A 16,119-nucleotide genomic window follows, 5' to 3' on the forward strand; every position below is an offset into this window, starting at 1 on the left:
ACGCCTCCACGCCTGCACCCCCTCAAGTCCTCTGTCGTGTTCACAGGAACTCAGGTGAGACAGAGCGTGAAGACAGCCCTATTCACTCCCCGAAGTGAGGCCATCCCCGGATCGGTGTTGTGCCGCGTCACCCCGATCCCCCTCACCCTAGAGACATGCCGTATCTCCCTGATGCCGAAGAACAGTTGCTCACCGAACTCAACGCCCTTGATCCCGAACTCACCCTCGTCCAGCCTGAAGACCCCGATTTTCCCGCCTTTATCGCCCGCGTCAATGCACAGAACCCTGTGCTCGCCAACCGCTTGCAGGCCGCCATTCTGGATGAGGACACCGAGGATGCCCGGGCCTTGTTCGAAGGCAACGCCAAGAAAGGCAATGTCGGCACGAACGTGCAGGCGGCCCTGAAGAAAACCAAAGGCACGAGTGCGCGCGGCAAAGCCCGAGTGCGCCCCTTGACCCTGGCACTGATCGCTGGCGCAGTGATGTTGGGAGCCATCGGGATCGTCGCCCTCCTGCCAGGTGAACCAGCGCCGGAGACGGCCACCCCCCAGACCACTCCAACAGACACGGCTGCTGTCCCGGCGAACACCACCCCAACCGCTGAGAGCGCTGAGACCCCAGGCGCGCTGCCCACGAGCCAAGGCGACGCGGTCACCCCCACCACACCCCTGAGTGATCAAGCGAGCGTCACCCCTAGCCCAGACGCCGCACCCGTGCAAATTCAGGAGGCCACCCCGACGCCCGTACCGTCTGGCAGCGATCAAACGTTGGTCACCACCCCGAGTCAGGAGGAGAGTTTCATCATGCCTCAGCCGACCTCGCCGCCCAGCTCACCCCGCCCCGCGTCACCCCCAGCGGCGTCTCAACCCGTGCCCATTCGACCCGTACCAGAGGCCGCCACCCCCGCACCCGTCAGCCCTCGTCCGCTCACCCCTCTGCCCGCCACCCCCACACCCTCACCAGTCATTCTCACGCCACCGATGGCAACCACCCCAACGCCCGCCCGCACCACCCCAACCCCGCGCAAAGCCTTCACCACCGGAATCCCTGCTGCCAACGCAGATTCGGCCACACCACCCCGACGCGCCCTGGCCTCCGGAATCAGCCCAGCGAGTGAATCGACCACCCCAACACCCCGAACCGCCATCACCTCCGCAACTCCGGCCCAGACCACCCCAACGCCCCGGACAGCCATCACTTCCGCGACTCCCACTCCAGCGCAGACCACCCCAACGGTCACCCCGGGCTTGACTTCCACTGCTGGAAGCACCCCCGTCACTCGCCCCAGTACATCTCTGATCGCGAGTGCGCCCACCCCCACGAATGCACCTCCGGCAGGCGTGGTCAGCACCACTCCGAATGCGTCACCCCCAGCAGCTCCTGCGGCGAAAGGCCTGGTGTCCAGCACGTCCGCACCTGCGACCACCCCAACGGGGTCAGCCGGATTCAGCAGTACAGCGGGAGAGCAACCACTCACGCCTCCTGCACCTCCGGTGACCGCCGCGCCCGTCGCCTCCAACCCCACTGAAAGCTTCACGTCTATCAGTGCGGCCGCCCGTGCACCATTCACTCCAGGGATGCGGGTGCCCGTCACTCTAGAAACCGCTGTCGCTGTCTACCCTGGCGCATCTCACCCTGTCTGGGCTCGGAGCGAGGACGGGGCCGCCTGGAGAGGAGTCGCCACACTGGAGGAACGCTCCGGACGCATCACCCTGAAATTTGACCGGGTCATGGTCGGCGCGAATCAATTCACTCTGAATGCGTACGCCGAAGGTCAAGACGGGCCAGGCGTCGGAGGCCGCGTGAAGTCGGTCGCCCCGAACGCGGCACAAGCGGCCATGCAAGCCTTGCTTGGGGGCGTGCAGTCGTTCGCGCAAAGTCAAGCGGCATCTTCAACCACCATTACGAATACAGGATTGGTCGTACAACAGCAGCGCCCGCAAAACTTCTGGCTCGCTCTGGGCGGGGCACTGGCAGGGGCCTTCACCATTCCCGATTCAAAAGTCAGTGTGACCCCGCTCGGGCAACTCAGTGTCGGGGAGAAACTCAACGTGCGCGTGGATGTCACAGATGCCGCAGCCCAGCAGTAACCGCAGTCCGATGGTCGTGCAGGCCGCTGTCCGACGCCTCTTGGCCGTGGATCACGTCCTCACGGATGCGCAATTGGATCGGTTGGGTCTCCACGGCCAGGTCTTTCCCAGCCTGAAACTGACCGTCGCCCCGCTCACGTCCAGCAGTCGCTCGCATGACGTCACCTTCCGCGCCCTGCGATCAGACATCTTGCAGACCTCACCGGTTCGGCTCGCGCACCTCGCCGGAACTGCCGCGATCCGGCACGCCCTGACACAGCCCACAGACGGCTGGCAGGCAGATCCCGGGGGCAGGGACACCCGTCCAGACGCGGTCTTCACGCAAGACGACGACCGCTGGGCCGTGGAGTTCGACGCTGGGTATGGACGGGCAGCCGTCCGGCGCAAGTTGAGGGCCTTCGAGCAGGAGTATGCCGGTGTGATCTGGGGCGTGGCGAGTGCCGCGCGCGCCAGTCACCTCACCGACCGGCATCCCGGCCTGCACGTCATGACCGTGCAGTATTGGTGAGTGTCCAGACCTCTAAGAGCGGCTGCCGTTTGGCCTGGGTCACGTAGCGTTCGGGATGCAGCGTGACCAGGATCAAGCGGCCTTTGCCTGCCCGCAGACTTGGGGAGTACTGCCGAATCAGGCTGGCCACCGTATGGGGTGGGGTCACCCCAGCGGCCACGCGCACCTGCATGACATGCTGCCGGGCCTGGGCATCCTGAAGCCGCACCACCCGGGCGCCCACACTGACCACCGTGTACCCACGAGTTAAGGCGAGGGTCACGGCTTCTTTCAGGGCCACTTGTTCTGTGGCGGTCAAGGCGGATACCGGGCGGCCGGAGATGCCGAGGCGTTGGTAGGCGAGGCGAGTAGGTAACACCAGTGCGCCCAGGGTGCCATACACAATCTTGAGCACCTGCTCGGCCTGAAGCTCCTGGAAACGAGCAACCCCGAAATAGGCTTCGGCATGAGACTGGCGTTGAGCGCCCGTGCGAATCAAGGCCTGCACATAAGCCGCCGCACGCCCCTGGAGGAGCGTGCGGCGCTCAGGTGCAGGGTGATTTAGCGAGGAGCGAGCCACGCGCCAGCGCCGCCAACAGACACGCGCTGCGTCAAGGTCACGGATTGCCCCAGGCCGAACCGCGCGGCCGCCCACTGCACATTCAGTACCGGATCAAGCATGCCTTTCACGACAACCGTGCCGTACTCCGTCTTGCCCGGGGCCACCCGCACACTCGCCCGCGTGGCCTGGTAGATCGCGGGGCCATTCACGCCAGAGACCCGTAAGGCGCGTTCGTTCAGGAGGAGATCGCCTTCGGTATCGTTGCGCACACGCCAGTTCAGAACGGTATCGGTGCCGTCGATGGCCGCAGTGAAGCGAGCTTGGACGGCGGTGAGCGAGGACGTGGCTGCGGGGTCGGCGGTTGGGGGAGGCGTCAGGACGGGTGCAGGAGCAAGAACCACTGGAGCGGGAGGAAGCACTGCTGGGGTCACGACAGGTGCAGGTGGAAGCACCGCTGGAGTGGCGACAGGGGCGGGCGGGCGAACGACCGGGGCACTGACCACGGGTGCGGGCGTCACACTGACGGGAACCGGCAGGGGGGCGGGCAAACTCAAGGCTGGGGTCGTGACTGCCGCCAGTGCGCTCACAGGCAGACTGAACGGTGCCCGGCCACTTCCAGACGGACTGACTGGCTGCGGCGCTGGTTTCGGGGTCACTGCGCCCATAGGCGTGGCCGGCGCACTCGGAAAGCCCGGCAACACCTGCTCGTCATCCGGTGCCTGGTCTGCTCGCACCACAATGTTCCGCACGCCACCCCCACGGCTGGGATTCAACCGCGCCTGAAAGAAAAACACGCTGTCCTGCGTCATCACCAACACTGGATATGACCCACTCGAAGCCAACGCCCCCACAATCACTCGTGATCCTGTCTGCTTGAACTGCAAGACCCCATCCTTACTCGTGATGACGTCCACCACAGTGTCCGGCAAGTTCAGCACCCAGATCTCGCCCATGCCGACATTCAGAATGCCGTACGAGGTTTTCAGGTCTTCAGCTCGGTACTCGCGCGTGATATTCCCACCCATATACGGCGTGGTTGCAGGAGCAGCTGGTGCGAGGGGGGCAGCATGAGACATCGAAAAAGCGGACGCCGTCAGAGTCAAACCAAGGAGCAGGGTGTGCGTGAAGTGTTTCATTGCGTGGCCTCCGTAACGGTAACTGTGAGAGACGAAGTGCGTGTAACCGTGCCGCCTTGTGTGGTCACCGTCAGAACGTAGGTGCCCGGAACGGCCGTAGGAGCGGCTTGGACGGTCAGCCCACCCCCATCCGGATCAATGGTGGTCGTCAGATTGCCTTTCACCCCGGTCACGAGCACTGGAGAGGTAAAGCCGGCGTCTGGCGTGACCCGTAGAGCCACATGCATCCCCGTACCCTGCACGACGTCCACCGGATCGGGATCCAGCGTGACCGTGAAGCCCGGAGTGGTGGGGGTGGGCACCGTCACCGCGAGTTGGGCCGTTCCACTGGCCCCGGGTGCGGTGACCGTCAAGGGAATGCTGTATACCCCAGGAGAGACGTCTGGAGCGGCACTGACGGTGACCGCGCCCGTGCTGCCCGAAACGGTCAGGCCAGTAGGCACCTCGGCGGCCTTGATCGTCAGGCCGGTGGCGGCTTCGCCCGTGCTGGAAATCAGGGCGGTCACCCCGGCGCGGGCGGTGGTGCCAGGGGTGAGGGTGAGCGTGCTCGGAGTGAGGGTGACGCCCAGGGACTGGACGAACGGGTTGCTGAAGGATCCGGTGCCGCAGCTGCTCAGAAACAGGGCGGTCGCGATCATGGCACTTGCATGTCTTCGCATATCGGCATGGTGAGGGGGCTGGGGGTGACGCGGGCCGCGCGGGTGTCAAGACGGATACCAAGGCTGTCTAGACAGAAGTCAATCTCTAGAAAGAATCAGGACGGCGTCCTTCTCCACAGCCCAAAAAGAAACCCCTGAGACACAAGGTCAATCAGGGGTTCATCCGCGCACGGCGGCCACACAGTTCAGAGAAGCAGGGACACTTCCATCCAAACGGGGTGGGACAGGTTATCTGGGCATCCAGATGGCCAACACCCGAACGGTGAGGGCAAGAGACACAGGGGTGCGGATCTCCAACGGAACGAGATGCCGCGTGGGACGATCACTGAAGGGTGCGTCATAAGCGCTCATCCCCGCAATAATCGGTGTGAAAATGCGGCTCAGGGACACACGTTCCTGAACCACGGTGAGCACGTCGCCTCGCTTGGCTGTCGACAGCGCTTGCCCGAACGGGGTTTGCGTACTGACTTGACCTAAAGCAGGTTCAGAGTCCACCAGTTTCAAGGTGCGCCGCTGCCCGTTGACTTCCACGATAAACAGGGCATCAATGGCGGGGGCGTCCTCGGTGATCTGCGCGTGATCCAACTGAAATTCCAGTTGGGCAATCGCGCGTTCGTTCGCGGCCATGAGGCTACGAGCTTCGTCATAGGCGGCGCTCTCGCTCAGATCTCCATCCGACAAGGCTGAAGTCATGTAGTTCTGGATCTCCTCGCGCTTGACGTCTATCAGCACTCGGAGTTGCTGCTGAAGACGTGCAAAGGTTCGCGCGCGCATGGGAATACCGGGCTGAATGACGGCTGCTGAACGCGGACGCTCAGGTTGGACGTCATCTCTCCGGTCAACGGGTGTCCGCTCAACGGTTGGGGTGTACGGACGCCAGGGTGCGGCTGGGGTCGACTTCTTCGTCCGAAACGCTGGTAAACCGCCCACCAGGTACGTCCGCTGACTGTCGTCAATCGCGTCCTCACGCTCGAGCGCCGTCAACACTCGTGCATACAACTCTGGGGTGCTGATGCCCTCGATCAAAGTTCGCACGGTCTGCACATTCGCGTCAGACGGAATATGCAGGCCCTCGACTTCCATGATCTCGTCACACAAAGCATTTGAAAGCACGCTGTACGCGTTGTGGGAGTACAACTTGGCTTCCTCAGCCTTGTCCTCCGCTCGGCTCCGCACGTCCCCATCATCAAGGAGGCGCGTCAACTCGAACGGTGTCTGCACGAGATTGCGTAAGGCCTGCTCACTGCGCAGGTCAATATCTTCGCCCTGTCCGGTCACGACCGTCAGGGGATCAATGAAATCCGAACGGTGCAGTTTCATGCGGTCACTGGTAAACCCAGCCACGTTGAAACCGTCCCGTAGCGTAGCCGCTTGCTTGCGTCCGACCAGTTCAGCTTTCACAAGGTCATAGACCGCCGTGCGAACCGCCTGTTCATGCGAGTTGAGCGCCTTGGGCATCAAGCCGGCGAGTGGAGCTGAACCCGAGGTGCGGGTCGCCCTGCTGGCGGCTTGGCCTTGCTTATCGGCGAGTTGCTCCAATACACCCGGCACTTGCTTGTTCAGCAAGGCCCGGACGTCCTGGTGCAAGTGATTCCCTGACGGGATCTGACGTGCCAACACCCCGAGATTCAGGGTGCCGTTCATCCAGATGGGCGTCGAGAGAATCTGGAGGGTCTGGGTGCTCTTCAAGTCCTGCACGAAGGCTTTGAGGTGTTTCAGGCCGGCGTGCGGGGTCGAAGGATTGCCACGGGTCAAACGAGCGGTGAGATAGGTCATGGGAAAACTCCTGAGGGAGCGGGGGCCCGAACTCGGCCCCCGCCAGAACACTGGTGAGGACGAAGAACGGGAACCGGGCGGTCAGGAATCTTGAATTAGAAAGGTACAGCCATGTCAGGGAGACCCTTGACGGCGGTGCGGAGCACGCAGCGGGCTACGGGAGCCCACGCGCCATAAATCTGTGCCTTGTGCACTTGAACGCTGTTGCGCAGGGGCTTGGCCCACCACGCCGCCGCCCACCATGCCCCTGGATCCTGCAAGGCGAGATGGTCGTCCAGTACGGAGTCCACCGCGAGCAAGGCTTCCAGCGCGGGGCCGAAGGTCAAGCGCGTGGCAGCTTCTTCAAGTTGTTCGGCTGCTGCAGTGAGGGTGTCACTGACTCGCTCTGCCAAAGCCACCTGTTGAAGCTGAGCTGGACTGGAGTCAACGTGCAGTTTGGCCTGCAACGTCAGGAAGGTCTGCCGTGCCGCATCGGCCCGACTGCCTGCACTGACCGCGTGGCGTTCCAACGTCAACTGATCCGGCCGTACGTACTTCGAGCCGCCTGCAACACGCACGCGCTGGCCCTTCCGGGTCGTCACGGGCACGTCTCTCAGCAGTGCGAAGGCTTGATCGGCCAGTTTTACGCGCACGTCCGCTTGCACGCACGCCGCAATGAATGTCTGGTCTGCTTTGCCGGTCTTGTCCAACTTGCGACCAAGCAGAATTGCGGTGACCAGACTGATGCGGGGGGCGATGCTGGGGTACGCCTGACGTAACTCACGGGCAACCCGGATACCTTCACTGTCTGTAATGCGGGGGGCAAGGGCTTGACCTTGTAAGGCGTTCGCCAAGGCACTCCCTAATACAGACACGCGGTTCTCGTGCAGGCCCCCACTCAAGGCAGCTTGCACAGGAGCAAGTGCGGTACGCAACTCCGCAGCGCTGGCACTCAGTGAAACTCCACTGAGGTGAGCAGCTGTGCGTGCGCACGCGATCACGTCCTGCGTGGCCGGCACACCCCACTGGGCACACCGGGCGCGGAAGTACGCTCGCACCTGCGCGTCCCGCACGCGTTGCCGGTACACGGGCAACAACTGACGAACAGGCAGGGCCAGCAAGATCGGGCCATACACGGCACCATACCGCCGGTACGCACTCAAGGCGCGTGCGCGGTCAGCCTGATGCAGGGGGGCCTGAAACACAGGAGCCTGCGTCGGCTCTGGTGCGGCGATGATGTCCTGCAACCGCTCGTTCTGATCCTCACCCACCAGGGCATCAAGTCTCAGGCTTTTGCTGTTGCGTTCCACCCACAGGGCGGTGACTTCGCTGAGGGCGAAGGCCTGCTGCCGGGTGCGCTCTGCTAAGCCAGGCTTCGCTAAAGTCACCCGCGCATTTGTCCGCACGGCCCGCGCCACCAGGGACGCGGTGATGTTCGTGCGTAACGTGAAATACGCCGTCTTCAAAGCGAATGCAGACGTAAGATCCCGAAAGAACCCGGGCCCACTGGCCTGCACGAAGCGCACCGTATACCGCCCGTGACCCCGTTTCGGCGTCACATTCTTGCGGCCTTTCGGCAGCACGGTCGTGAAGCGAGAGCAGGCCCAGTCGGACATAGCGCTTTGAAACTCGTCATGCAAACCAAGATCATTCCCGTACGTCGTAAGCAACCGCGAACGACCTGCCGCAATCGCCGCAGGCGCACCAGAAGCCCGTTTGTCGTCCACCAGCCGTTCCGCCATTTTCGGCAGTTCCGCCGCGAGCGTCTTCTCCACCCAGAACAGCCAGCGTGCACCGTTCAGGTGGGGATTCCAGCCACTGCGCTTGATCCGGCCATTCTCCAACAGTTCCGTGCGGGGGAGAGCCAGATTGAGCAAGTGTAGGGCAGCGTCCAACGCTTCCAGCCAACCCCCGAACCGCCACGCGAAATCACGCGCGGAGATCAACAGGAGCGGCATCGCATTGCGAACGAGGAGTTCTCGGGCGCGTTTTTGTTGCCGAGGGGTGCCTTCCCTGGCGTCCTGATGGCACGCCATCGTTTCAGCGTCGGTCAGGCGCACGTACGCATTCCGGGCGCTTTTGACAGCGTCCTCGAAGGCGTTCGTGGGGATTGGCAACTGCACAGCCTCGACAACGTGATTGCGGGCGAGTACGAAGTGTTCGGTGGGGGCGGCTTTACGCATAATCACAGCTCCTGGAGGGAAGCCGGAGACCCAGATCGCACAGTTCCAGTCGGAACCACACGAGAGGGGTTCCGACCAGAAAGAAGGCGACGGGGTCAGATGACCCCACAGCGGGCAGTGGATGAAGTTAAGTCAAGGCGTCCAGCAGACGATCGACCGAACTCAGGGACATCAAAATGCGGAAGCGCACCGAGGTGCCTTCCAGTCGAAAGTTCAGCACGAGCACTTCACCGAAGGCCAGCACACTGAACCGCACTCGCCCATCCACACTCGACACCGGAATGGCGGTCATGGCGGGGTTGAGCAGGGTCAGGGAGGTATGGGTGCGGGCGTACTGGGCGAACGTGTGCAGCTCCGGAACAGAGAGCGTCATGGCGGGTAAGCCCGCGAAGTGAAGATCGACCTGGGCCACTCCAGACTGAGGGGTAATCCCTTCCAGCAGGGTGTCCAGGCGCTCTTGATGGGTGTCCGTCATGGCGGCCCCGACCATCAGCACACTCAGCGCTGAGAACACCATGACCAGCGCTGCAACACCCGCAGGAGTATTCCAGGCGGCCCATGTGGTCGCGAAGGTGGCGAAAGCGGTGACAGACAGGCCGAGACGGGTGATGAATAGAATCATGATGCGCTCCTAGGGCCCGGGCATCCGGGATGATCCAAGGGAGGCAGCAGTCATACAGGCTGGGAGGCCAGTACGAATACTGGCCTCCAGACGAAAACACACGCCGACCCCCGGCGTTGCCACCGGGGGTCGTACTCCAGAACATAAAGCTCCTCGCGAACGAGGAGAAGAAAGATGGGTGAAGTGTACCAAAAAGAAACCCCTGAGACACAAGGTCAATCAGGGGTTTATCCGCGCAGGGCGGCCACACCACTCAGAGAAGTGCACGCACTTCCATCCAAACGGGGTGGGAGAGGGAAAGAGAACAACCGCGCTTCAGCCCAGAGGCTTAAAAAGGCAGGTCTTCTTCCGGGGGAAAGGCGTCAAAGCCTTGATCAATGTCCAGACCACCACGAGGTGTTGGGGCAGGACGAGCGGGGGCACGACGCGTGCTAGAAGCACTCGCAGCGACCGGTTCACGTTGAGGCGTTGCAGGTGCAGGACGGGCCGGAGCAGCACGGGTCGCCGGAGCAACATCTGCACTCCCACGAGCCAAGGCTTCAACCCGGAACGCTTCAACTTTCGTCGAGTTGCGTTTCTGGCCTTCCTTGTCCTGCCAGGATTCATTCACCAAGCGGCCCTGCACAAGTACGGGATCACCCTTGCGGAGATCCTTCATCGCTTCAGCCACCTCACGCCAAAGGGTCACATCGATCCAATGGGTTTTCTCCTGCTTTTGCCCTTGACGATCTGTCCAGCGCTCATTCACGGCCAGACCCAGCGTCAAGATCGCATCACCTGCAGGGGTGTAACGCAGTTCAGCATCACGGACGACATTGCCGATCAGCATGACGGTGTTCATGCCGCCTTGCATCCGAACCCCGCCGCCTGCATCCTGCACAAGTTCTGGGTTGTACCCGAGTTGTTCCATGCGCAGCGCCTTGACCTTCACGGCACTGCGTTTGCCACCTTCGGGGGCTTCCCACTGGCTGTAATCCAGGCTGCCTTCGACCATCACGGCGTCTCCGCCCTTCAGGTTACGTTCCGCCTGCCATTCCGCGGGTTTGCCGAGGATGGTGACGCGGTGGTACCAGGGGAGACGGCGTTCTTTGCCATCGGTGCCGATCAGGTGATCTTCGCCAGCAACAACGGCCTCAAATACCGCGACACCGGTGGGGGTGTAACGGAGTTCGGGGTCACGAGCGAGAGCGCCGATCAGGTAAGTGTGGTTCATACCTTGAGCCATGGTAGATCTCCTTGTTGTCTCACAGGGTGAGCGCGGGGGAAGCAATCTCGGGCAGACGCCCAGAGTGCGGGCGAAGGAACGAGAACGGCGACAAACCGCTGGGTGCGTGCAGGCGGAAGCCCGGACGCTTTGGATCAAGCATCCGGGCCGCACCAACACGGCCCACAGGAGGGGAGAACTACTGCTCGGTAAACGGCCCAAACGAGATCAGGCAGTGCGGGTGCCGGGTGCGGGCCATCAGGGCCAGGTTGCCGGGACTGCTGCCTTCGCCCAGATAATGGGTGACGTACTTGCGGGAAGCGTCGGTGACGTAGACCATCGCGTAGCTTTTCATGGGAATCTCCTTGCAGCGGCGTTCGGGGGGACCCGGACGCTTTGGAACGCGTCCGGGCCACACTGCGCGGCCCAAGGGAAATGAACAGCACGACCCGACCCTTGCGGGTGAGGTCGTGCTCCAAGACAGAAGGCCCCACAAAGGGGGAAGGGAAAGTGCCCTGATTGTGAGCCTGTGCCCATGTCATCGTCAAGCCCCCCGTTTCAGGTATGTGACGCCACGTCCTTGCAGGAAGGCGGGCAGGGTGCCGTCTGGGGTCTGGCCGCGCTCGTGCTCCTCAAACGCACGCCGGGCTTCTCTGACGCTGGCATGACCGAGCAGGCGCAGGAAGGTCAGGGCGTTCGCGAGGGTGTCACGGCGTTGAGCGAACTGCCAGGCACACAGGTAGGCCGCACGTATTTTCCCGGCCTCATCCAGACTGGCCCAGATGTCTTGCAGGGCATGTTCAGCGGTGACGGGCACCCGGGAGACAGGACGCTGTTCGTCTTGGGCCTGCCCCGGCGTGGAGACACGACGATTCTCCCAAGGGGCACCACGCGGGGCGTTCCGCGCACTTCTCGCGCTGGCCTGAAACTCGGACGCGGTGTACGGCTGGCCGCTGGGTTGTGGGACGCCTGCGACATACCGCATTCCAACCGCCAGCACTTCATCGTCCCGGTAGCCGTTGTTGCACAGAACCCATGCGAGCTTGTACCCCGTGTCATTGCGTCCGCCCGTGCTGACCTGTGACAGCGCCCAGGTCAGGATCACGTCTGCGGGGACACGATCTTCCCCACTCGGCAACGGCCCCTGATAGGTGGGCGTGGGCGGCTGTAAAGGGGCTTCCAGTCCCAAGGCCTCGCGCAGCGCCACGGGCACCTCACTCAGCGGCGCAAGGTCATCTGGATCCCGTAAGTAGGTGTACGGCCCTTTCGGCACCACAGTCGGCGGCAGGACAGCATTTCCCCCATCCCCGCGCACGTCCACACATTGCGGCACGCCCGGCCGAGTCGTGTTCTTCCCCACGAGATTCGGCACGAAGTGAGCAGGGGCCTGCACATGCCAGTGATACCCGCTCCCGGTACGCACATGCGGACGAATCCCGAGGTCATGGGCAAGTGCACGTCCGGGTTCATCATCGAAGTCAATGATCACGCGGCCACTCACCCGCCCCGTGACCAAGGCCAAGCCCAGCCCAGTGGGATCCTTGAACCAGTGCTCGACGACTTCGATGGAAGGAGCCTGCTGTTGGAGTGGCTTCCAGACCGCCCGGAAACGGGAAGCGTCCTCAACCCACTCCCGGTAGCCCGCCGCAATCAGCAGGCCCGCGTGCGGTTGCTTGAGGGCCGCCCCTGCCGCATGAATGGGGAGGACACTCCAGCCACGCTCCAGGGCAGCCAGGGCTTCACGCAGCAGGGGATTCATGGGATTGGTTCGTGAGCGGCGGGGACACCGCAGGCCCGGACGGTACGGTCTGGTCTTTGCCCGAACTGGCTTTCTCGTTCGTTCCTTTCTCTTTCTTCTTCTGCCCTCCCGTTTGAGCGGACGGCGCAGGCTTCTCACTGGCTGCGAGCATGGCATCCAGCAACTCATCCGTCACGAACCCCGGATCGAATGGCGCAGCGCCCAGCCCTTTCTTACTCCAGTCCGCCCGCAACATGCTCTTCAAACCCTCTTGCAGGGCCTTGACCCATGCCTTGGCTTCCTCCGTCCCCTGAATCACCAGTTCAACACCCTGCCCGCCCGGCATCACGCCGAACGGAACGGCTTTGAGTTCTTGACGGTTCACGGCATCGCGCACCACGGCAATCAGCGTCCCATGCGTACATGCGGGCATTTCAGTCAATACTTCGCTCAATAAGAATCGGTTCTTCATGCGGTTTCGGCCTCCTGTTGATACGTACTCAGTAAGATGTTCAGCGCCCGGCGACTGGTGAGTGCCAGTACCAGCGGTACTTGTAGGGTCTCCATCAACCGCGTCACATTCACCTGCACGGCCGCGACATCCTCACTGCGCTCTACAGCGCCCAGGACACCGAGTCGCCCGTCTGCCTGCCGCACGTACGGCACCAGGCGGCGCTGCAAGAGTGGCCCGGCAGGTAACTCATGCCACAATCTGCGGTCAGGCGGGGAGAGGGTGGTGTCCACATACGGCAGTCCTGCGAAGGCGGCGATGGCTTGGGTCAGTTCTTCCGGGGTCGGGCGCTGGTCAATGCCCCACGCCAGTCGGGGAATGAGGGCGGCAAGTGCAGCGGCATCCTCTGAAGAACGGTAGTGACTCGGCGCAGCTGGGTACGTGAGCGCGAACAACTCCCGAAACACCGCAGGCGTCGTGATGTCAATCTGGAACGTCACCTGACGGCTGGGCACCCAGGCCGCACACACCGCCCGCACTTCATCCAGCTCCCGCACTCGCCGCAGAGGATTGGGCGAGATCACCCGGATCGTGTTGAATACGCGCACACGCGGCAAGATCAGGTAATCCACTGCGATGTCTTGCCCGAACAGGCGTGCATCAATTGGCCCGGCCGCCGCTGGAGTCGGAATGAAATGGCGTTCGGCACGGGACGCCAGGGCCTGCCAGAGTGCAGGCAGATCCAATTCCGGTTGCCGGGCCAGTTGAGTGAGCACACTGCCGCCTTCTTGCAGGCCGTGCTCGACCCGGTGCAGGATGGCCTCCGGGACAAGGCCCGTCTGCCGCACGGCCTCCACGTTCACAACACGTCTGCTTCGGCAAACGCGAACCCAGCCGCCGCTCGCGCGAACTTGTTGTACACCGGATGCGGCCGCTTGGCCGGCTGAATGATCGTACTCAAACGGATCGCCGTACGTAACAGCGTCCGTAAGCGCTCACCCGTTGATGCCAAGGGATCCTGCTCGCCTTTGGCCTGCACCAGCACGTCTCGTTGCTCCCAGATGCGCAGGGCCCCGTCACTAGAATGATGCACGTCAATGCGCCCACCGCCCTGAGCGAACTCCAACGCCCAAGTCACCATATTCAACTCGGTCGTCACCAGGTCATCCCCGGCTTCCCGGCCACTGTGCACCACGACTTGCCCTTGCCCGATGATTACCACGCCGTAGTAGACGTTCTCGTAATCCGTAAAGGCTGCCGTATGCAGGACGTACGTCACGAGCGGGGTGGGTTCCGGCATTTCGCCGCGCTGCATCAGGTCAAGCATGGAGCGCCAGATGGGCAGTTCCCGTTCCGGGCGGGCGATGACGAGCAGTTTGTCCATTTGGTTGAGATGACGGGAGAGTTCCGTCAGGCTGGGATGCGTCTTGGTGCGCTCACGGAACAGACGCATGGCGGCCATGATGTCCTTGTCATTCGTGTGCAGGCGCACCATGGAGCCGGTACGGGTGGGCAGCACAGCGGTGAGGATGGCTTCAGCGGCCCAGTGGTCGCCTGTAGGGAGATCCCGGGTGTGATACGTGCCGACCAGGGTGCCGTCTTTGCCAAGGCGAACGACGCGGATGATGCTGTACTGCCCGGCAGAACGGGTGACGTAGATGTCATCCACTGTGGTGCGGCGGGAACGGTCGCGTTCTCGAGGAGTTGGGGACTTGGCCTCACTGAGAGCTGGCGCGGGCGGGGCTTCGGGTACGGGAAGTACCGCGGCCTTGGGTGCAGCTGGACTGACCTCAGGAAGAGGTGAGGCCACTGGAGCGACAGGCATCACCGGGATCGGGGCCACTGGAGCTGGTGTCCGGTCAGTTGGAGCGACAACTCCAGGAGTCGGGTTGGCAACAGATGCTGTGGCCACCACAACAGGGCGTGCGGGATGAGTCATATGGGTCTCCTTTGCCCAGGCCAGGAGACGGCCGGGGATTACGCCGCATCGTGAATGGGCTGGGGGTGACGCGGGTGCAGACCAGGTGTGCCCCTTGCCTGCGGCCGCTCAAGCTCAAAAAACGCGACTACACAGGGAGACGTCCTCACCTCCCACACAGGCACGGAGACCAGTGGCGTCATCGCACCCGAGCCATTAACGGGACGCTCAACACCTGCAGCAGACAGCACCGGAGCGGCGGCCATCATGGGCGTGCCGTGGGCCTCCGGGAACAACGGCGTGACGACGGGCGCGCTCACGCCCAGGGGCAAGGTGCGCTTGGGACGACCGAGCGCGGCGGTCAGGAGCACCTGCTGGTGACGGGTCGGTGCAGGGCGGGCGGGCAGCGGGGTAACGAGTGGCAGGCCAACCACCGCAGGCAGGGCCACGACCGGGGCCACCACGGGTGCGGGGAACAACAAGGCAGGTAGAGACGCCACGAAGCAAATCGAGGCCATTTCCGTTTTCACGGTTCGCAGCGCGACCTCACCTAACGTTTCGAGATGCTGGACATACTGATGCACCGCTTCTTTTGAAATCTTGATGGTTCGGTTGAGTCCGACCGTCAGTTCCTGAAGGCCGAGTTCTCGCTTGCGGATGATCGCTTTCGTGGCTTCATAGCGTAGACGTTCCCGCACGATCTCCAAGGTATGAGGTGCGAACATGACGGTCTGCGCTCCTTGACCCAGCTCCAAGACTTCTCGTCCGTCCCGGCGCAGCACGTGAACACGGTTGCCCACTCCCCGCAACAGCCAGCTCAAGAACGAAGCGGAGACGCCTAAGTCTCGAATGACGGTCTGCCGGTACGCCGCCCCGTGGTTGGCGAGGTAATCCACCAGGAGACGAATGTGAGCTTCGCGAGCCTCGTCTTGCTGGGCGGCCAGGCAGTAGTAATGCCGCACTGGTTGAACCACCGCTTGAGAGGCCGCGAGTTCACGCAGTTCTGTTCCGGTTCGTACCCGGCTCACAGGCAGCAAGGTTTTCCCTCGCATGGCCTGATGCAGATCCCGGGTCGTCCAGCATTGGGGTGGAGCGGCAAGGAGAAAAGCGTGCGTGGCAGACATGCGGGAAATCTGCCCCATCAATTCTTACAACGCTGCTGGAAACTCTCATTAGTGTTCTATGCGCCATCTCAGTCGATGTTTTCTGGTTTTATGAGAATTTTTCTCATAAAACTGCCCGTTCAATCACACCCTAAATACGGCTCAAGTGCCAAAATGCTTTATAGATGAAAAGGACCGTTGAGTCATCTCG

General features: G+C 62.7%; 15 protein-coding genes. 2 read left to right on the plus strand and 13 right to left on the minus strand.

Going from position 1 to position 16,119, the window contains the following annotated elements:
* Positions 1-155 precede the first annotated feature (155 nt).
* Both F561_RS0103655 and F561_RS0103660 read left to right on the plus strand, forming a co-directional pair.
* Positions 156-2,090 (plus strand): hypothetical protein, encoded by a 1,935-nt coding sequence (locus F561_RS0103655; RefSeq protein WP_026298575.1) that lies wholly within the window; start codon positions 156-158, stop codon positions 2,088-2,090.
* The gene (locus tag F561_RS0103660) at positions 2,071-2,598 is read left to right on the plus strand and encodes a hypothetical protein (protein ID WP_019008589.1); all 528 of its coding nucleotides are present in this window, start codon (positions 2,071-2,073) and stop codon (positions 2,596-2,598) included. The genes F561_RS0103655 and F561_RS0103660 overlap by 20 nt, the downstream gene beginning before the upstream one ends.
* Here F561_RS0103660 and F561_RS0103665 read toward each other — a convergent pair.
* The 13 genes from F561_RS0103665 to F561_RS0103725 all read right to left on the minus strand — a co-directional run bounded on the left by F561_RS0103665 (position 2,576) and on the right by F561_RS0103725 (position 15,929).
* The gene (locus tag F561_RS0103665; RefSeq protein ID WP_019008590.1) at positions 2,576-3,085 is read right to left on the minus strand and encodes a hypothetical protein; all 510 of its coding nucleotides are present in this window, start codon (positions 3,083-3,085) and stop codon (positions 2,576-2,578) included. The two genes, F561_RS0103660 and F561_RS0103665, sit on opposite strands and share 23 nt — an antisense overlap.
* Positions 3,086-3,138: 53 nt before the next feature.
* The gene (locus tag F561_RS0103670; RefSeq protein ID WP_157451529.1) at positions 3,139-4,215 is read right to left on the minus strand and encodes a hypothetical protein; all 1,077 of its coding nucleotides are present in this window, start codon (positions 4,213-4,215) and stop codon (positions 3,139-3,141) included.
* Positions 4,216-4,271: 56 nt separating this feature from the next.
* Complete coding sequence (locus tag F561_RS27035) at positions 4,272-4,934, minus strand: hypothetical protein (protein ID WP_157451530.1); 663 nt, start codon at positions 4,932-4,934, stop codon at positions 4,272-4,274.
* Between the two features lie 228 nt (positions 4,935-5,162).
* On the minus strand, positions 5,163-6,710 hold the full coding sequence (locus F561_RS27040; RefSeq protein ID WP_019008593.1) for a GreA/GreB family elongation factor: 1,548 nt from the start codon (positions 6,708-6,710) through the stop codon (positions 5,163-5,165).
* Positions 6,711-6,805: 95 nt separating this feature from the next.
* Entirely contained in the window at positions 6,806-8,872 is a 2,067-nt protein-coding gene (locus F561_RS0103685; protein WP_019008594.1) for a hypothetical protein, read from the minus strand.
* Between the two features lie 127 nt (positions 8,873-8,999).
* Complete coding sequence (locus F561_RS0103690; RefSeq protein ID WP_019008595.1) at positions 9,000-9,494, minus strand: hypothetical protein; 495 nt, start codon at positions 9,492-9,494, stop codon at positions 9,000-9,002.
* 328 nt (positions 9,495-9,822) lie between these two features.
* Complete coding sequence (locus F561_RS0103695) at positions 9,823-10,719, minus strand: single-stranded DNA-binding protein (RefSeq protein WP_026298577.1); 897 nt, start codon at positions 10,717-10,719, stop codon at positions 9,823-9,825.
* Positions 10,720-10,897: 178 nt separating this feature from the next.
* A complete protein-coding gene (locus F561_RS28605; RefSeq protein ID WP_019008597.1) occupies positions 10,898-11,053 on the minus strand; it encodes a hypothetical protein in 156 nt (51 codons plus the stop codon).
* Between the two features lie 189 nt (positions 11,054-11,242).
* A complete protein-coding gene (locus tag F561_RS0103705; protein WP_019008598.1) occupies positions 11,243-12,457 on the minus strand; it encodes a bifunctional DNA primase/polymerase in 1,215 nt (404 codons plus the stop codon).
* Complete coding sequence (locus tag F561_RS0103710; protein WP_019008599.1) at positions 12,438-12,908, minus strand: hypothetical protein; 471 nt, start codon at positions 12,906-12,908, stop codon at positions 12,438-12,440. The genes F561_RS0103705 and F561_RS0103710 overlap by 20 nt, the downstream gene beginning before the upstream one ends.
* A complete protein-coding gene (locus F561_RS0103715) occupies positions 12,905-13,750 on the minus strand; it encodes a hypothetical protein (protein ID WP_019008600.1) in 846 nt (281 codons plus the stop codon). Before F561_RS0103715 ends, F561_RS0103710 begins: the two co-directional genes overlap by 4 nt.
* Positions 13,747-14,826 (minus strand): hypothetical protein, encoded by a 1,080-nt coding sequence (locus tag F561_RS0103720; protein WP_157451531.1) that lies wholly within the window; start codon positions 14,824-14,826, stop codon positions 13,747-13,749. Before F561_RS0103720 ends, F561_RS0103715 begins: the two co-directional genes overlap by 4 nt.
* 38 nt (positions 14,827-14,864) lie before the next feature.
* Entirely contained in the window at positions 14,865-15,929 is a 1,065-nt protein-coding gene (locus F561_RS0103725) for a hypothetical protein (protein ID WP_157451532.1), read from the minus strand.
* Positions 15,930-16,119: the final 190 nt, after the last annotated feature.

It is taken from the genome of Deinococcus aquatilis DSM 23025 (assembly GCF_000378445.1).
GTDB lineage: Bacteria > Deinococcota > Deinococci > Deinococcales > Deinococcaceae > Deinococcus > Deinococcus aquatilis.